The sequence below is a fragment of the Anaerococcus lactolyticus ATCC 51172 genome, from assembly GCF_000156575.1.
GTDB lineage: Bacteria > Bacillota > Clostridia > Tissierellales > Peptoniphilaceae > Anaerococcus > Anaerococcus lactolyticus.
Genome location: NZ_GG666049.1, coordinates 124703 through 143526 on the forward strand (window position 1 = coordinate 124703; position 18824 = coordinate 143526).

Annotated in this window: 17 protein-coding genes; 2 read left to right on the plus strand and 15 right to left on the minus strand. The window is 34.8% G+C overall.

Going from position 1 to position 18824, the window contains the following annotated elements; translation table 11 throughout:
- The first annotated feature begins 136 nt into the window (after positions 1-136).
- Together HMPREF0072_RS08615 and HMPREF0072_RS08620 are read left to right on the plus strand one after the other, a co-directional pair.
- Positions 137-1282, plus strand: a complete 1146-nt coding sequence (locus HMPREF0072_RS08615; RefSeq protein ID WP_004829299.1) for an MFS transporter — start codon at positions 137-139, stop codon at positions 1280-1282.
- Between the two features lie 135 nt (positions 1283-1417).
- Positions 1418-2323, plus strand: a complete 906-nt coding sequence (locus HMPREF0072_RS08620) for an alpha/beta hydrolase (RefSeq protein ID WP_004829301.1) — start codon at positions 1418-1420, stop codon at positions 2321-2323.
- 182 nt (positions 2324-2505) lie between these two features.
- Here the strand turns inward: HMPREF0072_RS08620 and sdaAA are convergent, their stop codons facing one another.
- The 15 genes from sdaAA to HMPREF0072_RS08695 all read right to left on the minus strand — a co-directional run bounded on the left by sdaAA (position 2506) and on the right by HMPREF0072_RS08695 (position 18729).
- Positions 2506-3396, minus strand: coding sequence for an L-serine ammonia-lyase, iron-sulfur-dependent, subunit alpha (gene sdaAA, locus HMPREF0072_RS08625; protein ID WP_004829302.1), 891 nt, complete (start codon positions 3394-3396; stop codon positions 2506-2508).
- An 8-nt stretch (positions 3397-3404) separates the two neighbouring features.
- Positions 3405-4064, minus strand: coding sequence for an L-serine ammonia-lyase, iron-sulfur-dependent subunit beta (sdaAB, locus tag HMPREF0072_RS08630; protein WP_039931301.1), 660 nt, complete (start codon positions 4062-4064; stop codon positions 3405-3407).
- A gap of 94 nt (positions 4065-4158) precedes the next feature.
- Complete coding sequence (locus HMPREF0072_RS08635) at positions 4159-5370, minus strand: dicarboxylate/amino acid:cation symporter (protein ID WP_004829306.1); 1212 nt, start codon at positions 5368-5370, stop codon at positions 4159-4161.
- A 554-nt stretch (positions 5371-5924) separates the two neighbouring features.
- Positions 5925-7058, minus strand: coding sequence for an HAD family hydrolase (locus HMPREF0072_RS08640; RefSeq protein WP_004829308.1), 1134 nt, complete (start codon positions 7056-7058; stop codon positions 5925-5927).
- On the minus strand, positions 7059-8423 hold the full coding sequence (locus HMPREF0072_RS08645; protein WP_004829309.1) for a class II fumarate hydratase: 1365 nt from the start codon (positions 8421-8423) through the stop codon (positions 7059-7061).
- Positions 8423-9841 (minus strand): aspartate ammonia-lyase, encoded by a 1419-nt coding sequence (locus HMPREF0072_RS08650; protein WP_004829311.1) that lies wholly within the window; start codon positions 9839-9841, stop codon positions 8423-8425. Before HMPREF0072_RS08650 ends, HMPREF0072_RS08645 begins: the two co-directional genes overlap by 1 nt.
- A 127-nt stretch (positions 9842-9968) precedes the next feature.
- Positions 9969-11099, minus strand: a complete 1131-nt coding sequence (locus HMPREF0072_RS08655) for a sortase (RefSeq protein ID WP_155811902.1) — start codon at positions 11097-11099, stop codon at positions 9969-9971.
- 175 nt (positions 11100-11274) lie between these two features.
- Positions 11275-12405 carry an N-acetylglucosamine-6-phosphate deacetylase gene (nagA, locus tag HMPREF0072_RS08660; protein WP_004829316.1) on the minus strand — a complete coding sequence of 377 codons (1131 nt, stop codon included), beginning with the start codon at positions 12403-12405 and terminating at the stop codon, positions 11275-11277.
- Positions 12406-12812: 407 nt separating this feature from the next.
- Positions 12813-14750, minus strand: a complete 1938-nt coding sequence (locus tag HMPREF0072_RS08665; protein WP_004829317.1) for a BglG family transcription antiterminator — start codon at positions 14748-14750, stop codon at positions 12813-12815.
- Between the two features lie 13 nt (positions 14751-14763).
- Positions 14764-15060: a PTS sugar transporter subunit IIB gene (locus HMPREF0072_RS08670; protein WP_004829319.1), complete on the minus strand. Its 297-nt coding sequence runs from the start codon at positions 15058-15060 to the stop codon at positions 14764-14766.
- An 8-nt stretch (positions 15061-15068) separates the two neighbouring features.
- On the minus strand, positions 15069-15605 hold the full coding sequence (hxlB, locus tag HMPREF0072_RS08675) for a 6-phospho-3-hexuloisomerase (RefSeq protein WP_004829321.1): 537 nt from the start codon (positions 15603-15605) through the stop codon (positions 15069-15071).
- Complete coding sequence (gene rpe, locus HMPREF0072_RS08680) at positions 15598-16254, minus strand: ribulose-phosphate 3-epimerase (protein ID WP_004829322.1); 657 nt, start codon at positions 16252-16254, stop codon at positions 15598-15600. Before rpe ends, hxlB begins: the two co-directional genes overlap by 8 nt.
- A 1-nt stretch (position 16255) precedes the next feature.
- Complete coding sequence (locus HMPREF0072_RS08685; RefSeq protein ID WP_004829325.1) at positions 16256-16699, minus strand: PTS sugar transporter subunit IIA; 444 nt, start codon at positions 16697-16699, stop codon at positions 16256-16258.
- Between the two features lie 8 nt (positions 16700-16707).
- Entirely contained in the window at positions 16708-17967 is a 1260-nt protein-coding gene (locus tag HMPREF0072_RS08690) for a PTS transporter subunit IIC (protein WP_039931305.1), read from the minus strand.
- A gap of 12 nt (positions 17968-17979) precedes the next feature.
- Positions 17980-18729 carry an SDR family NAD(P)-dependent oxidoreductase gene (locus HMPREF0072_RS08695; RefSeq protein WP_004829329.1) on the minus strand — a complete coding sequence of 250 codons (750 nt, stop codon included), beginning with the start codon at positions 18727-18729 and terminating at the stop codon, positions 17980-17982.
- Positions 18730-18824 lie beyond the last annotated feature (95 nt).

Here is an 18824-nt window from a genome sequence, read left to right on the forward strand (position 1 = left end):
ATGTAAAGCAAACTATCGCCATGACTTTTAATAAAATCATATTTTAGTTAGTTTGTATTTAATTAAATGTTTTATAGATAAGTGAGTCCTTACACCTATCTATCGAAAATAATTAAGGAAGGATTATTATTGTTTTATGCAAAAAACAACTAAAAAAGATTGGGCTGCCTTGTTTATAGCTCTCTTTCACACCACTCCCATAGCTATAAACCAGTTTGCTCCAAACATTATTGATGGCCTAGGCATTCCTATAAGCATCACCGAGCTTATCCTCAGCTTGAATGCCATTACAGGCACTATTTTTTTGTTGCTTTCAGGAAATATCAACGAAAAATTCGGCATGAGAAAGACAACTATCTTCGGTCTTAGTCTTGTTATTATAAGCGGACTTATCCCCTTATGCTTTAGGAGCGAACTAGGTATTATCTTAAATAGGTTAATCCTTGGAACTGGTATAGGTATCTACGGGGCGAACTCATCCACCTACATAAGCATCTTTAATTCGGGAAATAAAAAAGCTAAGTTACTAGGCTTTAGGAATGCTTTTGAGATGATTGGACTTATCCTTGCGATTTTCCTAGCAGGATCTTTGGGCAAAAATGATTTTTATAATTCATTTGCGGTCTATGTAATAGCCCTCCTTCCTCTCATATTTTTTGTAGCTACCATACCCGAGGTCAAGTTTGATAGCTCAGAGAGCGATGAAAAATTTAAGGCAAATAGATTTGTAAAGTATTATGCTGCCATATCCTTCATTGTCATCATGTCTACAAGTGCTATGAACTTAAGATTTCCCACTGTGCTTGCAAAAAACGGAATAATCGGCGAGTCAATCAGCCTTTATACAATGATTATCATGTTTGTTGGTATGGTTGGTGGTTTTGCCTTTGGTAAGGTGTATGAAATTTTTAAAAACCATACATTAAAAGTTGCGATCTTGATGGTAATTATAGGCAGTATTCTAATTTCAATTACAGACGAGTCTGTCAGCCTCTTGGTTATTGGTGTTGGCCTAGCCACATTTTTCCAATCAATAGTTATATCTTACTTGGTTGGAGACCTGGAAAACCAAATGATAAGCAAACACATTGCCAAGGCAACTGGAATAATCTTCGCATCTAATAACATAGGTACGCTCATTTCCCCTCTTGTCTTGTTGGCGCTTAAAAATATCACCGGTTTTACAAACTTAACTGGGGTCTTCATTGGCATTGCTGCAATTTTGACCTTGTTCTTACTGTATGAAATTTTTTTCTTAAAGAGTGATATAAATAAGATTTGAAATTTTTGCTAGACATAAAGGCCTTATATAAAGTTGATGGATTGTGAAAATCAGCTCCTTTAAAAGACCTATAGTCTAAGTCTTGATCAACCCCTTGATTTTTGTGGCTAATAAGAAGTGGAAAGTTGGAATTTTATGAATGAAAACAAAAGGGACCTCTATCCTGATTTGGGTCTTGAGGATATTATTGAAATTTTAAGAAAAAAAGACGAAAGCCGTTTGGCTTGCGCAAATTATTCTACAGGTGAGGTAAGGGTTGTTTCTGACCTTGCCTACAAGGATGACGGAGATTTTTACCATAACTTTGATATATATTATGGAAATTCTACCGGCAAAATCCTTCCTACTGTGGTTAATGTCCATGGTGGTGGCCTTGTTTATGGGACTAAGGAAATTTGCAAACAGGCTTGTGTTTGTCTGGCAAAACTTGGGTTTAATGTCGCTAATGTCAACTACAGGCTCTTGCCAAATGTCACTTTCAAAGACCAAATAAGGGATGTGGTTGATGGACTTACTTATCTTGCGGAAAATGCTAGCAAGTTAGGTCTTTATACCGAAGATTTTTTTCTTATGTCGGATTCTGCTGGTTCTTTTCTGACACTGGCTGCCTACGCCCTAATGAAAGATGAGAACTTCAGGAAAATCTTTGGCATCCCTGCCAAAAACATAAATATCTCAGCTATGGGTTTTATTTCTCCCATGACTGGACTTATGAAAACAGGATCCCTTGCTCTAATCAACGAACCTACTAGACGTGGTCTCAGTGATGAAGAAATTCCTTTTACAGATGACATCCTAAGAGCCCTAAAGCATACCACCTTGCCAAAAACTATAATCGCAACTAGCGAAGAAGATTTTATCAGGTCCCAGGCGCTCGCCCTAAAAAAATTCCTAGACGCAAAAAATATAAAAAATAAATTCCTAGATTTTAAGAAAAACGACTCCTATCCCCTAGGTCACAGCTTTGCCTTCTCCCACCCAAACCTTGACGAAAGCGAGCAAGTCTTTGAGGAAATGAGTAGATTTTTCAAAAACTTTTAAGAGGCACAAGCCTCTTTTTTTATAAAGATTAGATACTTGATAATAAACAATCAAAAATCGAGAATCATCCTGTCAAAAATTTTAAAAACTCTCAGTACAGACACTCTTACCCATCGCTCTTACATAAAAAATAGTTTGCTTAGATAAAAATAAACCAGGGCGTGTGAACCCCGGTTTATCTATTATTCTTCCTCTTCAGGAAGTTTGTCTATATATTTTCTTTTTAGTTTGAGTGATGATGGACAGACTGCTATGCCTCCTTCACCTGTTTCACGAAGTCTTTCTGGGAGGCTGTCGCCTACTCTTTTCATCGCTTCTACTGCTTCATCGAAGGTGACAAACATTTCTACTCCTGCCATTGCCATGTCGGCACTTGCTAGGGCGTTCATGATGCCATTTGCATTTCTAAGGTTGCAAGGGAACTCTACCATGCCACCAATTGGGTCGCAGATTAGACCCATGATGTTTAAGAGAGCTGCTGTTGCAGCATTTTCTTGAATTTCTACATCATAGCCTCTAAGATAGCATACTGCTGCGGCTGCCATGGCTGCAGCTGACCCTGTTTCTGCCTGGCATCCACCTTCTGCTCCTGCAAAAGTTGCATTGTCAAAGATGACCTGGCCAATTTGAGTTGATATCAATAGGGCCTCACACAGACTCCTGTCATCGCAATTATATTTGTGTTTCATGGTCATGAGGGTGGCGGGGATAATGCCTGCTGATCCTGCAGTTGGCGCTGCTACTATCCTACCCATGGCCGCATTTACTTCTGATGTTGAAAATGCCATTGCCATGGCTGTTGATGCGACTTGCCCTAATACTGCTTCGCCTTTTAGATAGTAGTCATGCATTTTTCTTGCATTGCCTCCTGTCATGCCAGTGACGCTTCTTACGTCTTCTGCAAGTGCTCTTTCGGATGAAGCTTTCATTACATCTAAAGTTTTTTGAAGTCTTTGGAAAATTTCCTCTTCGCTTTTGCCTGTATTCTCTATTTCATCTTTTATGGCCAATTGCCAAAGGTTAAGATTTTCTTCCTTGCATCTTTCCTTTAATAATTTCATTGTAGTAAGCATATCTAATCCTATCCTATATATTTCAAGAAGGTGAATTCTTTGCCTTCCCTGATTTTTTCAAGGACTCCTTCTTTTAGTGGTTCATCTAACTCACAAACTAGCATTACATTGTCGCCATCTTTGATTGTTTTCATCATATGGATGTTGTAGCCATATTCAAATAGAACCCCTGACACGTGGGCTATTACACCCTTTTGTTCGCCATAAGCCATAAAGAGAGTTGGTTTATTGGCATAGTATTCGATTGCATTGCCATTTACTTTTGTAATTACAATCGCACCCCCACCTATAGATGAGCCTTGAACTTCAAGTGGTGTTCTATCTGCGTACTTAAAGACTATCTTCACTGTGTTTGGGTGCACATCGCCAAGGTCAGTTTCAAAAAATTCGTATTTTATTCCCGCCTTGTCTGCATAGTCAAAGGAATTTATTATCCTATCATCATCTGGTTCAAATCCTAAAACTCCACCAACCAAAGCCCTATTGGTGCCATGACCCTTATAGGTTTTGGCAAAAGATCCGTGGAGGTAAAAATCAACTTCATTAAAATTTCTATCGACCATTCTTCTTGCTATATTACCAATTTTGCAAGCTCCAGCTGTATGCGAGCTTGATGGTCCGACCATAATCGGTCCCATTATATCAAATATTGAAGAATTTACTGCCATAATATCTCCTTTTAAAATTATAAAGGGGCTGTTAACCCTATTAACTTCCATTAATATTTCGTTAACATCCCCTAATATTGCAAAATTTTACGTCTTATTTAACTGGGTCTGCTGTCCAGTTTTTATCTCCTAATATATTTCTATGATAGAACTTATCTACCGCTACCGCTAAAGCTGTATCACCTGAGATGTTTGCAGCTGTACCAAATGAATCTTGGGTTAGGTATAGGGAAATTGCAAGAGAAGCCATGGCTGACTCTGGGCTAATACCTACGATTGGTAGGAATGGAAGAGCTGACATGATTGCTCCACCTGGTGCACCTGGTGCTGCTACCATTGCTATACCTAGGATAGCTATAAGTTGGATCATAAGACCATATGAGTGATTCATATTATACATTGTTAAGATAGTAAATACGCAAGCAGTTATGGTAATCATAGAGCCTGGCATATGAACTGTAGCTCCTAATGGGATTACAAAATCTCTAATTGGTTGGGATACTCCGTTTGCCTCAGCACACTGTAAGTTTACAGGAATTGTTGCTGCGGAAGATTGGGTACCAACTGCTGTGAAATATCCTCTAAGTTCATTTTTAATCATAGCAAATGGGTTTTTACCTGAATAAGCTCCTGATATCACAAACATAATTGTAATATAAATTAAGTGGAGGGCTATGATGCAGATAAAGATTTTCCAGAAGATAGAAAGTACTGCAAATACAGAACCTGTGAAGGCCATCTTAGCAAAATTACCCATGATAAAGAATGGTAGGACTGGAACTATAGCTACTGCTAATACTTGAGTGATAATCTTGTTAAATTCATCAACTACTCCATATAGATAAGCTCCTGATCCTTTTTTTCTCAACCATGAAATGCAAATACCTAGCATAAAGGCGAAGATAATACCACTTGTAACTGTGAAAAATGGTGCTATTTCAACGTTGAAATATGGTTTTAGTTCGATTTTATCTGCAGCTTGGATTGCTGCTACTTGACTATCGTTTATAAAGCTTGGGAAGATTGCTCTTGCCATAAAATATGATGCAGAACCTGCAACAAGTGTTGAGCAATAAGCTATAGCTACTGTAATACCTAATAGCTTGCCAGCACCTTCACCAAGGTCTGCTATACCCTTAGTAACGAAGGCTAGGATCATAAGTGGGATTATGAAACCTAAGAAGTTACCAAAGATAGATGAAAATGTCACAAAAATTCTTACGATTGATCCTGGTAAATATGTACCGATTAAAATACCTAAAATAATACCACAAATCATTTTTGGAATTAAACCAATTTTTTTCATTTTATTCTCCTTGTTTATAAAGCAACATGTAAACCTTTGCAACTTGACAGAAAAATATTAAAAATGATCATGCTTTAGAATTCTAGCCCTAAATTCTAAAATAAAACCAATTTATAAATTGGTTATTCCTAAGAAAACCAATCTTTTTCTATCAACTTAAATTATATATGAAAAAGGCGACTATGTCAATATTTCTATTGGTTTTTTTATAAAAACTCTCTTTTCCTAACATTCCCAATATACATAAATTTTTCATCGCAAAGCGCTTGGTTTCCCTTACCTTGCACGAGTTTTAAGGCAGACTTTTGTCTAATCTTTTTTCCTTAGATTAACGTTAAAATTTTGAATACCTTTTCCTGCCTTAGCTCAAGCTCGTTGGCTCTTTCATCTTTCATCAATTATAGGTAAAAGTAAATCCTGTTTTTCTAACCCAGCCTCACTTTTATTTTTAAAACCGCTTTTATTTTTTTCTATCGCTTTTAATTATTCTTATGAATATAAAAAGCCAAGAGCCTTGAATTAACTTAGCATTTTCAAGACATCTTGGCGCCTTCCTAATTAATAGACGTTTCGTCCCTTATAAAAGTTTTCTCATATGGATTTCTGGCTTGGAGGATGTAGCGTTCAGAGCCAGCTAGTGCCTCTTGCTTTAGGTTGTTTATCTCTCCTTTTACCCTCCTATCAATAATCAAACCCAGATCGGTTGTGGGAAATTCTGTCATCATAGAAAGGTCTCCGTCGCTGTCACCACCTACTAAGATTGGACCATAGTTTGCCTCATTCTGGATGAGCTTCCTGATAGTTTCTGACTTGCCTTCCTTTTGGGTCATAGGATAAGCTTTGTCAAGCTCTGGTATGACTTTTCCTCTCTTGTCCTTTGTCAGCCTTAGTCCGAGCACTTTCTCCTTAGGAAAATTATAAGAATTTCCAGTTGCAAAGGTCCTTACTATATCTATAAATGAGGCTGATACCACATAAACATCGATCCCTTCTTGTTCTAGGGTATGGTAGAGGTCTACCATTTCTGGGATGTTGCCCAGACCTACAAAATAAGAGACAGCTACCCTACCTGCTTGGGTTTCTATATTTGGCGAAATGAATTTTTCCCTTCTTACTTCCTCATTTTTCATAAAAGCAAAGGCTTCTTCACAAAATTTTTCGATTTCCTCTGGCTCATAATGAGTAAAAAGAAAGGCCATCCAGCAATAAGAATCTTCAGCTTCTTTGTCGTGATCTGCTGCCTTGTAGCGAAAAATCATCTTGGCTACAAATTCCTTGTAGGCGTTGGTTTCTTTGATCATTTCAAAAGGCACATCTCCCCCTAGCCTGTCGCTAGTTCCATAAAGCTTCTTATAGACATCGTAAATATCTGCAGAAATCTTATCTATATTTACCCTCTCTCCTTCTAAATTCCTATAGGGATCACGAAAATCTGACCTGTCTACATGTACCCTTATAATCTCATAAAGCTCTTCAGGATTTATTTTGAAAGCGAGATTTGTAATTAGGTAGTATAGGGTTGCCTCTTCGACATCGCCTATTATAGAAGTGTTATCCCAATCAAAAACTGCAAAGGGCTTTTTTTCTGGAGTATAGGATGGATTGTCCTTGCCATGATTAGCTATTAACTTGTTTATAGAGTCAAAGGCCCTGTCGTTCCAAGAGCCTCTTTGTATATATTCTTTCATTTAAACCATCTTTTCTGGATCAACTATCTTTAGAAAAGTTTCATCTGTCACAAAACCTAGTTCTGCATTCGCTTCTCTAAGGCTTATGCCCTTTGAGTGGGCGTATTTGGCGAGTTCACTTGCCTTGTCATAGCCGATATGTGGCGATAAGGCTGTCACTAGCATAAGGGATTTTTCAAGATTTTCCTTAATTTTTTCCTCATTTGCCACAAGGCCTCTAACGAGGTGGATATTGAAGGAATGAAGTCCCTTTGATAAAATCTTTACAGAATCCACCATCTTATAGGTTATAAATGGCATATAGGCATTTAGTTCTAGTTGGCCAAGGGAATTTGCCAAACTTATAGCCACGTCATTTGCCATCACTTCTAGGCAAATCATGGTTAGCATTTCTACCTGGGTTGGGTTTACCTTGCCCGGCATGATAGACGAGCCCGGTTCGTTTGAAGGAATTATTAACTCGCCAATACCTGTCCTTGGGCCCGATGATAAAAATCTAATATCTTCAGCAATTTTCAATAGGTCTGAGGCTAAAATTTTTATAGCTCCATGGGCCTTGGCCATGCCATGTTTGCTTGATAATTGCAAAAATTTATTTAAGTCAGCCCTTAAGTTTAAGCCAGTTAGGTCGGATAGGGTTTCTGCCATCTTTGTATCATAACCTTTTTTTGTATTTAAGCCAGTACCAACAGCTGTGCCCCCGATTGCCAAAAATTCCAGGGCCTTGGCACTTTCTCTAATATAAGCTCCGTCTCTTTTTATAAGGTCAGCGTAAGTTTTTATTTCATCTGACAAACTAAGAGGGGTTGCATCTTGGAGGTGGGTCCTGCCGGTTTTAATTATACCCTTAAAGTCTTCTGCCCTCTTGTAAAATTCTTCGGCAAGGCCATCCACTTCTGGAAGTAGTTCTTCTTTTATAAGTCTAAGGCTTGTGATGTGCATAGCTGTAGGAAAGACATCGTTAGTTGACTGACTCATATTGACATGGTCATTAGGATGGATTAGATTTTCACCCAAAGTCTCATTTGCCAAATGGGCTATTACCTCATTTACATTCATATTGGTCTGAGTGCCTGAGCCTGTTTGGTAGACTGTAAGTGGAAATTGATCCTCAAAGCTTTCATTCAAAACCTTATCACAAGCTGCGACAATGGCATCCTTATAAGAATCTTTTAGCTTTCCCTGGGAATTATTTACAAGAGCTGCCGCTTTTTTTACTAGGATAAGGGATTTGATTTGATCAAAGGGCATCCTTGCCACTCCTTGGGGGAAATTTTCGTAGGAACGTTGGGTTTGAGCACCCCAAAGCTTGTCATTTCCTACCCTGATTTCTCCCATGGAATCTTTTTCAATCCTGTAATCCATCAATCTTTCTCCATGTGTTCTTCATCTAAAATACCCGGTTGGGTCATCTTTCTATAGTCTAAAATCTTGTCAACTTCTTCGCTTGTCATTAGCCCTCTTTCAAGAATTAACTCTCTGATTGGCCTTGCTTCCCTCATAGATTGTTTGGCAATAGATGATGCCATGTCGTAACCTATGTGTGGGGCGAAGGCTGTAATGATTCCAACAGAATTTTCTACCTTAGCCCTTAATTTTTCCTTGTTGGCTGTGATGCCTTCTATACAATTTACAGTTAAGGTTTGAATAGCTCCCCTTAGGGTAGTTATGGACTGAATTAGGGCGTAAAAAATGATTGGCTCAAAGGCGTTTAGCTCTAGTTGTCCCGCCTCAACTGCCATAGTAACTGTTAGGTCATTACCTACAACCAAAAAGGCAACCTGGTTTACAACTTCTGGTATAACTGGGTTTACCTTGCCTGGCATGATTGATGATCCTGCCTGTTTGGCTGGAAGTTTGAAGTCAGAAATTCCTGTGGTTGGGCCTGAAGATAAGAGTCTTAGGTCATTTGCCACTTTTGAAAGGCTAGCTGCAAAAGTTTTTAGGACTGAAGATGCAAATAAAAACCCATCTAGGTTTTGGGTTGAGTCAATCAAGTCCTCTGCCTGCCTTAAATCTAGTCCTGTGATTTCTCTTAGAATCTTGTCAATATTTTCTACAAAATTATCATCTGCATTAAGGCCTGTGCCAACAGCTGTGCCCCCAAGATTGATTGAAGAAAGCTCTTCGATGGCTTTTTTAAACCTCATTAGCCCTCTTTCAACAACCCTTGAATAGGCCTTAAATTCCTGTCCAAGAGTGATTGGAACAGCATCTTGAAGCTGGGTTCTGCCCATTTTTACATAATCATCAAAGGCATTAGCCTTATCGTCTAAGGCCTTTATTAATTTTTCTGTATCCCTAGCAAGGTCTTCTATGTAGCGAATTATGGCGATTTTACCTGCTGTTGGTATGACATCGTTGGTTGACTGGCCAAGGTTTACGTGATCATTTGGATGGATATGTTCATAGTGGCCGAGACTTCCACCAAGAGCTACATTAGCAATATTTGCAATAACTTCATTGGCGTTCATATTAAAAGAAGTGCCAGCCCCACCTTGGATAGGATCAACTATAAAGTCTGCCAGGTATTTGCCAGCAAGGATTTCATCGCAAGCTGCCACAATAGCCGCACTCTTCCTATCCGAAAGGATGCCAACCTTGTTATTTTGGATGGCACAAGCCTTTTTTATTTCAACAATAGCTCTAATAAAATATGGGTCCATGGCCTTAGAAGTAATTTTAAAATTTTCATAAGCCCTATAAGCATTGGCTCCATAATAAGCGTCCTTTGGGATTTTGAGTTCTCCTAAAGAATCTCTTTCAATCCTATATTCTGTCATCGTTAACTCCTTTAAAAATTAAGTACCTACCCTAATTATAAACTAAGCAAACGATTTTTCCAAATATAAATTTATTTCTCCTATCAAGGTTACATCAAAAAAACAAGGCCCCTCAGGGCCTTAATTTCTATTTTCTTTTCTTGCTAGCAAAGAGGGCTGTTGAGCTTGCTCCTAGGGTTAGGATGGCTGCTATTGAAGATGCAACGCCTGTTTTTGCGTTTTTGGCTGGAGCTTTAGCCCCTGCTTTTGCTTCTTCTTTATTGTCTTTCTTTTTAGCTTCGCTTGTTGAGTCTGTCTTCTTAGCTTCCTTAGCCTTTTTGCTTGAAGTCTTTTCTTCTTTTTTCTCGCTTGCCTTTTCTCTAGCTTCGCTCTTTTGATCTACTTTTTCAGCCTTTGCTGGTGTTTTTTCGCTTTTTGCATAAACTATATCGCCGTTTTCAAAGTAGGTTCCATCAGCTAATTTTACAAGGACTATAGGTTTTATAAATTTCACATCTGCTGGTAGTTTTTTGATTTCTATTTCATAACCACCTGCTACTTCTTTAACAGTGTAGTCTTCCTTAGGTAGTTCTTGTTTATTATATTTTGGAGTTGATGAAGAAACTCCGTCCACCTTCATTGCCTTATAATCAGCTTCTGTAACATAGTTTAATTTTATAAACTTGCTGTCGCTTTCGCCTGCCTTCTTAAGACCCTTAAAGGTTGATTTAATCATAATTTTGTTTTTCTTAAGACCTGTGTAAGCTTTGTTGTTGTGAGGATTAGTATTTTCTCTCTTGCCTACAACTTTAAAATTAACTAGGGCCTTGTGGGTGTAATCTCTGAATAAACCTTTCTTCTTGCCATCTATTTTCTTGAAAGGAATCTTTTCCATTTCTTCAAGCTTAGCTTGGTCAATAGATTCATCAGCTAAAAGCTCTTTAGCTCTGGCTATTGATTTTTTGATTTCTGCCTTGGTTTGACCTTCATAGTCTATAGCTGGGTTATCAACTGATTTTTCGTCCATTGAATCCAAATATTTTTTAAGGTCTGCCTTGGCCTTAGCTACCTTTTCTTCAAAATCTTTTTTGCTTACATCTTCCTTATCTGCCATTGCTTCTTCAATAATGGCAATAGCATCGTCAACTTCCATTTTATCGCTTGCTGCTTCTTCTTTTGCTACAGCTTCATCAGCCTGACTTCTATTAATTTGTCCAGGCATAAAATTTATAGCCAACAAAAGGGCTAGAGCAAGACTTGCTTTACTTTTTACTTTCATTATTACCTCCGAAATTATATGAGCACCTGCAAAGCCACACATTTAAAACGCCAGCATGCAATGAGTTCTTACTTGTTTCAAACTAATTATAATAAAAATTCAAGGAGTTGTCAATAACGATTATCACTATCTTAGATAAAAAAGCTCCCCAATCAGGGAAGCTTAAAAATCTTTTTTACTTACTATAAACTAATTTTCCATTCAAAAATGTTTTTTTTAAGTTCTTATCATAGTCAAGAACTATGAAGTCTGCGGAGTAGCCTTCGTGGAGCTTGCCACAAACATTGTCAATACCAACTGATTTTGCAGGAATTAGACTTGCCATTTGAATAGCCTCAAAAATATCTGCGATTTCCCAATCAACTACATTTTTAACAGCCTCTTTTAGTTTAAGGATAGAACCTGCAAGCGAACCACCTTCCTTTAATCTAGCTGTTCCACCTTCTACCCTTACTGGAAATTCACCCAACATATAGTCGCCATCAGCCATACCTCCAGCGCTCATGCAGTCAGTGATTAGGGCAATCTTATCCCTGCCCTTGGCATTCATTAGGATATTAGCTGCATTTGGATTTACATGGTGCCCGTCGCAAATAAGTTCTGAGATTGCATCAGTTGACATGGCAGCACCAACCATACCAGGTTCTCTGTGGTGGAGACCACTCATACCGTTGTAGGTGTGGACAAAAATATTTGCACCAGCATCAACTGCAGCTACTGCCTGCTCAAAACTCGCATCTGAATGGCCAAGAGCAACTCTAACACCCATAGCATTGGCTTTTTTGATAAAGTCAGAGGCTCCCTCCCTTTCAGGAGCGATAGCAATTTTATTTACCAAACCATCTGATATTTCAATCCATTCCTTTAAATAATCAACCTTTGGATCTGACATATAGGCAGGGTTTTGAGCTCCCTTATACTTCTCAGTGAAAAATGGTCCTTCAAGGAAAATACCCCTAACCTTGGCACCTTCCACATCTTTATATTCTAAAGCAACTTGCTTCAAAGCTGCATCTGTCTTTTCCTTAGAATCTGTAAGAGTGGTTGGCAAAAAGCTAGTAACACCACACTCCAAAAGTCCTTTTGAAATCACATTCAAAGCGCCTTCTTCTGCGTTCATAATATCCTTGCCAGCATAACCATGAATATGGGTGTCAACCAAGCCTGGAGCTACAATTTCTCCTAAATATTCGTATTCATCTGGTTCGTTTTTAGAAAATCCAACAATGACTCCATCTTCGACTTCCATAAAATAGTCTTCGAGCATAGAGTCTTCTAATATAAAATAATCTGCCTTGTAAATCATAAACTCTCCTTAATTTTCATCTTAAACATCTACTATATTAATACCCTTTTTATAGTCTAATTACTATTATTTTAAATAGAATCTAGCGTTGCGAAATTGATAAACAATAGCCATTTAGTACAATTTTTTGACCATAAAATAAAATAGAACGCTTAAAATTACAACAAAAAAAAGTCAATAACTTGCTCATTTCTCTTCCTAATTATTATCATTTATACGATATTATTCATGATATTACTATTGATTTTTAATTAAGATTATAACTTCTAAAATATTTCTATATTTTCTTAATAATTTTCAATCCTTATAAGCCTAGTAGTCTCTTATTAGAGCGTATAAATATAATTAAGTTAATTATATCCTTTAAATACCTTGACATCAGTTTCTAGGTAAAATCAGTTTCAATTCTAATAATTAATTAACATTTCATATGCTTCCTCGGAGCTCTTTACAGCTATTGTGTCTATAAATTTTCTATCCTGCCCCATCCTTATTAATAGTTCATATAATTTTTTATAATCTTCCTCACCTTTTGTTGCGAAAAAAAATAGCAAATATACTTTTTTATTTCTTTCGAAAAATTCAATTCCTTTCCTTGATATAAGAAGACTTAGAGAATCTTTATATACATCTTTCTTCTTTCCCGCGTGAGCAATCGCTAGCCCATACCCTAATATTATATAATCACCATATTTTTCTACATTTTCGATAGATTTTAACACATAAGATTTACTAATATATTTTTTCTCTAGCAAGGGCTCTGCTGCCTCAAATATTGCTCTTTTCCATTCTAATTTATTTTCAATTATCTGAACTTCTTTTATTAATATTTCAGATAGTACATTAGGATTATAAATAGAATTCCTATCATTATTGTATTGATATTTTTGAACTAATTTATGCTTATAGCTTTGATTTTTAAGAGCTATAGATTGAATATTATTCAGATCAGCCATTTCTAATATTGGACTCACCTTAACAAAATTACTTGTTATACTGTATAAGTCAACAGTTGATATCACAAAATCAACTTCCCTTAAAATTTTAGTATCTATTATAATTTTTTCAATTGGAATTACATCTTTAATTTTAAAGTTAAAATATTTCTGAATTTGAAATTCTAATAGCCTACCAGTAGCAACACTTCCTGGACAAACTATTAAGACCTCTATATCATATTGTTGATAATTATTTCTCATCAATGAGATACAAATATGGATTATTATAGATTTTGTCATATTGGAACTCAATTTATACATTAAATAGTTTTCAATAATACATATTTTTTCAGAAATTATTTTGTGAAGATATTCAAAATTAACAACACTTTTTTCTATATCTTCTAACTTAATTTCTAAATTACCCCAATCTCGCATATTTGTTATATGCATTATTAACGATTCAATCAAAACCGAATCTGAACTGAGATCATAACCTGTTTTTTGGTCTATTGATATCAGAAAATGATTTATTACACTATATAAATTTAATTCATCAAATTCTTTTTTAATGCTATCAATTTTTTTGGCTTTTATAAATCTTCTATAATCTTCTGCATCATCATTATTTATTCGAACCCCTAGCTCTTTAGACACATAAGATATTAATAATTCTTGATTTTCTTCATTAATTATTTCGGTTGTCTTCCCATTATAACATTTTGTATTGACGACTATAAAAATATACAAAATTAATATAAATAGAGAATTTTCATCAACAACAATATTATTCTTAGAGAAATAGGAATTAACATACTTTAAAACTTCATTAAAGTTACTTTTGATATTTAATTTGCTTTGAAGATAATCATTATAAATATACTTCTCCCTCATTAATGAAACATCAATAAACTTTTCTAACAATTCATTTGTTTTTGTATATCTATCAACATCTATGAAAACTCCCTTACCTGGAACCGTCGAGATTTTTATAGATGGATTTATTTTTTTTCTTAATTTCTCAATATCATTTATTATAGTTACTCTTGAAACATTTAAAATTTCAGCAAAGGTTTTCATGCTATTGTAATAATCATTGTTCCAAAGCAACAAAATAAATATCATATCAAGTCTTTCTTTTTGACTAAATTTATAGTATTTTATATTAAAAGTCGTCAGATTGTCACTTATTATTTTTTTATTTATTTTTTTATAAGCATATATGGAGCCATCACTGTCAAAAAACAAATAATTCTGGCCTATAGAAGATAAGTAAGAATTAATTTCGTCAAGATCATTTTTAATTGTTTTTTCCGATAAAGAAAATTTTTTTGCAATTTTACTTAATTTTATATCCTCAGTATTTTGTAAAATTAATCTTAATATTTCTTCAGACCTTCTTTTCATTATGGCTCCTATGTCAATTTGATAGTTGTTTTAGAATTTTTATTATATCTTCAATATTTTTGTCTTTATTTATTCCAGACACAAGTCCGAACACACTTAAGTGTGGTGTTTCTAACTTATTTCTATAATTTGAAGTTGTGAAAATTACATCAAACTCATTTTGTTTACTTTCAACTTCCGAAATAGTAGACTTTTTAATATCAATATCTATGTTGTTTTCAATAGCGATTCTTTTTATTTCTTCTTGTACAATTGTTGATGTGACGATTCCGCTACCACAAGCAACTAATACTTTTATTTTTTTACTCATATGCCCTCCTATTCTAAATTCGCATGTTTACTTTGCAAATCTCCAATACTCTTTTCTCTTTTGAATATTTCATAAACTAAATAATCTAAAACCAGTAATATCATCTGCTCAAATAAACTACTCATAGGCTGTTTACTATTTGTATTTTGGTTAAATTTATCAGATGATCTTATTAAAATATCTGGTTTTCTTATAACAGAAAGCGCTGATTCAGTATTTGATGAAATTATATAAATATCAATCCCATTTTCGCTGCACTTTCTTGCCATTGAAACAACACTTTCTGTTGAACCTGATGCAGACGCTAATAACAAAAGATCTCCTTTTTCTATAGCTGGAGTAATGGTTTCTCCAACCACATAGCTATCATAACCTAACTGCATAAGTCTCATGGCAAATGCTTTAAGCATTAAGCCAGTTCTTCCCGCTCCATATACAAAAATTTTATTGCTCTTATTTATTATTTTAATAAGTTCAGATACTTTACCTTCGTCTATGCTTTCAAAACTTTTCTTTATCTCTTCCAATATAATATTATCATTCATTCTCTTCTAATTTCCTTTTTAAATTATTTAAATTATAAATGAAATCTCCATTAAATAAATATGAACCTACTACAAAAATATTTGCTCCTGCTTTTTTGCAATATTTTATATTATTATCATCTATACTTCCATCTACTTCTATAAGAATATCTCTATCTCCAATCATTTTTTTTGTATTTTTTATTTTTTGAATCATATTTCTATTAAATCCTAGATTGGCTTCTCCTGGATTTATAGTCATTATGAGAACTAAATCTATATTGTCTAGCATGTACTTTAATGTTTCTTCACTTGTTTGTGGACTTAAAACTAATCCAGCCTTAGAACCACTTCTTTTTATTTTTTCTAGGCAGCTATTTAATCTAACTGATGATTCGACATGTAGCGTAATTATATCAGCTCCAGCCTCAATTACAGAACCAATTATTCTTTCAGGTTTATCCACCATTAAATGTACATCAATAGGAATATCTGTCATTGACTTTATAGCCTTTATATGATCAGGACCAAAGGCCATTTTTTCAACAAAATGGCCATCCATGATATCCAAATGAATTAATTTAATTCCATTTTCTTCCATTTTTTTTATCTCTGACTTTAAATTTCCAAAATCAGCAGCAAAAATTGATGGTGCTATAATATTATTCAAATTAACCTACTTTCTCTTCTAAATACTTTATCAAATTATCTTCATTCATTGCTAGTATTTTTTTTAATGAATCTCCATCTGAAAATAACCCCATTAAATATTGTAATGTTTTTATGTGTTTATTCGAATCTTTTATCGCTAAGTTGAATACAATCTTAGCGTCTACACTTTCAGAGTTATCATCCATTCTTTTAAATTTAACTGGGGAGTTTAGTCTCATTACACAAATACAATTTTTATTAATATTTTCATAATATGCATGTGGTAAAGCTACTGGAATCTCTGTTGGTAAACCAGTCGGATATTCTTTTTCTCTTTCTATACATAGTTTTGAAAACAAATTATCTGTTATTCCATTCTCTACTAATTTTTCCACACACTTATCAATTGCTTCATTATTATCCAAAGCCGATCCATTAAAAACCAAAAAACTTATCTTTTCCATTTATGCTCCTATTTTGCAAATAAATGATAAATAATATTCACTATTAAATTACCTGGATTCCATCCAAAGTGAGATGCTGTAACCTCACCAGTAACTGCAACGCCAGTTACAGATAACATTTGAGTAGCTTCTCCAATAAACATATTCATAAATACCAATGTTATCGCCATCATTATGGTCATTGTCACTAAACTTCTAAATAAATTTCCTTTGCTTGTTAATACACACATTGGTGCTAAATAACATACCTCACCTAAAATTCCTAAAGGAAAGAATCTCATACCAGGAATTAAAAATGATAATAATATGGTTACAGGAATCATAATTGCTGTTACAGTAATACACGCAGGATCACCAAGACCTAAAGCTATATCCATACCGATATACAACTCAGAACCTTCTCCCAATTTATTTCGCATATACATACTTGCTGAGTTACTTAAAGGTGTTAATCCTTCCATCATTACACTTATCATTCTAGGTATAAGCACCATTGAAGCACCAACTCCCATAGCAACAGTTAAAGTGTTACTAAATGACTGCTTACTTATTAAAGAAAGGAAAACTCCAACTAGGACCCCTATAATAGTAGTGTCCCCAAATATTCCTAGTTTATCTCCTAATTTTGATACATTTACATCTAAATTTTTAATTCCAGGAATTTTGTCCATGATTTTATTTAAAATGAATGTTATAGGATACACCCAAGCTGCAAAAGATAAAGTTGTACATGTTGTTCCTTCTAATCCAAAAAATTCTTGCCATGCTGGAGCCAACCATTCTGCAAAGAACAATACTCCAATTCCACATATCAATGAAACCACAAATCCAACAAAAGCACTTCCAAATAACGCATAAGCTAATGCTCCTGGGACCAAAAAGTGCATAAAGTTCCAAATATCAATATTTAAAACTTTTGTTATTCTAAACCTAACTAAAATTATATTAATAAAAAATATTGCCGGTATTACAAATACTGCAAAAGGAACTGTCCAAGATGCTGCTCCTAATGGAGCAAAACCTATCTCAAGAACACTATATCCTGATCCTATAGACTTGTAATACTCCATTACGGGATTTATAGAATTAATTAATAATCCAACTGCTAGTACCAAACCTTGAAATCCAAATCCAACTAAAAGTCCTGATTTAATGGCTTTTTTTGTATCCATTTTGAAAATGATTCCTAGTATAGCAACAATGAAAGGTAATAGAACTGTTGCTCCTAAGCTCATAAATTCTTGAAAAAAATTAAGTAAAATTTGCATATTCTCCTCCATTTAAGCTATAGTTCTTCCGCCATCTAGTAAAATATTTTGTCCATGAATATAGGAATTATCTTTATCTGCTAAAAATAATGTGAGATTAGATACATCTTTACATAGGCCAAATCTTCCTACTGGTATTTTCTTTAAAACATTATCCAGACTATCTTGTGTAGGATAATTTACTCTCATCATATCTCCTGAATCAATTAATCTTGGTGATATTGAGTTAACATTCACTCCTAGTGGTCCCATTTCTTTTGCCAATCCTCTCATCAAGCCTTCTCCACCTGCCTTTGATGCTGGATATGATACACCCCCTCCAGTTCCACTTAAAGCAGATCCTGAACTTATATAAACTATAGACCCTTTAGAGTTAATTAAATCCTCATAAAATGCTTTACTAAGAGTAAATAGTCCTGTTAAATTAATATTTATTACTTTTTCCCAATCTTCAATTGTTATTTCATTAACCTTAGCCTTTTGTGCTATACCAGCACACAAAACTAGAATGTTAATCTTACCTATTTTCTTCTCCACTATTTCTTTCGCGTTTAAAATATCACTATAATTTGAAACATCTGCTTTAATAAAAATAGCATTTCCATATTCATTAATTTCATTAGCTGTTTTTACGCCCTCTTCATAATTAAAATCTAATATAACGATATTCGCACCTTCTTTTGCAAAATCTATTGCAATTTGTTTTCCAATTCCATGTGCAGAACCTGTTATTAAAACATTCTTACCTTCGAACCTACTCATAGCCCCTCCTTTATAAATTAATTTCGCATCTATTATAATTCATGAATTATTAATCTGACTATAGCCGTTATAAAAACGTTATCAAGACAAATTCA

Bases quoted from the DNA above. Each gene is read 5' to 3' on its own strand.
- HMPREF0072_RS08695 (WP_004829329.1), bottom strand. From the start codon at position 18,729: ATGAGTAGGTTCGAAGGTAAGAATGTTTTAATAACAGGTTCTGCACAT.
- HMPREF0072_RS08670 (WP_004829319.1), bottom strand. From the start codon at position 15,060: ATGAGTAAAAAAATAAAAGTATTAGTTGCTTGTGGTAGCGGAATCGTC.
- HMPREF0072_RS08665 (WP_004829317.1), bottom strand. From the start codon at position 14,750: ATGAAAAGAAGGTCTGAAGAAATATTAAGATTAATTTTACAAAATACT.
- HMPREF0072_RS08650 (WP_004829311.1), bottom strand. From the start codon at position 9,841: ATGACAGAATATAGGATTGAAAGAGATTCTTTAGGAGAACTCAAAATC.
- sdaAA (WP_004829302.1), bottom strand. From the start codon at position 3,396: ATGCTTACTACAATGAAATTATTAAAGGAAAGATGCAAGGAAGAAAAT.
- HMPREF0072_RS08620 (WP_004829301.1), top strand. From the start codon at position 1,418: ATGAATGAAAACAAAAGGGACCTCTATCCTGATTTGGGTCTTGAGGAT.
- hxlB (WP_004829321.1), bottom strand. From the start codon at position 15,605: ATGAATGATAATATTATATTGGAAGAGATAAAGAAAAGTTTTGAAAGC.
- HMPREF0072_RS08690 (WP_039931305.1), bottom strand. From the start codon at position 17,967: ATGCAAATTTTACTTAATTTTTTTCAAGAATTTATGAGCTTAGGAGCA.
- HMPREF0072_RS08635 (WP_004829306.1), bottom strand. From the start codon at position 5,370: ATGAAAAAAATTGGTTTAATTCCAAAAATGATTTGTGGTATTATTTTA.
- HMPREF0072_RS08615 (WP_004829299.1), top strand. From the start codon at position 137: ATGCAAAAAACAACTAAAAAAGATTGGGCTGCCTTGTTTATAGCTCTC.
- nagA (WP_004829316.1), bottom strand. From the start codon at position 12,405: ATGATTTACAAGGCAGATTATTTTATATTAGAAGACTCTATGCTCGAA.
- sdaAB (WP_039931301.1), bottom strand. From the start codon at position 4,064: ATGGCAGTAAATTCTTCAATATTTGATATAATGGGACCGATTATGGTC.
- HMPREF0072_RS08685 (WP_004829325.1), bottom strand. From the start codon at position 16,699: ATGGAAAAGATAAGTTTTTTGGTTTTTAATGGATCGGCTTTGGATAAT.
- HMPREF0072_RS08645 (WP_004829309.1), bottom strand. From the start codon at position 8,423: ATGGATTACAGGATTGAAAAAGATTCCATGGGAGAAATCAGGGTAGGA.
- HMPREF0072_RS08640 (WP_004829308.1), bottom strand. From the start codon at position 7,058: ATGAAAGAATATATACAAAGAGGCTCTTGGAACGACAGGGCCTTTGAC.
- HMPREF0072_RS08655 (WP_155811902.1), bottom strand. From the start codon at position 11,099: ATGAAAGTAAAAAGTAAAGCAAGTCTTGCTCTAGCCCTTTTGTTGGCT.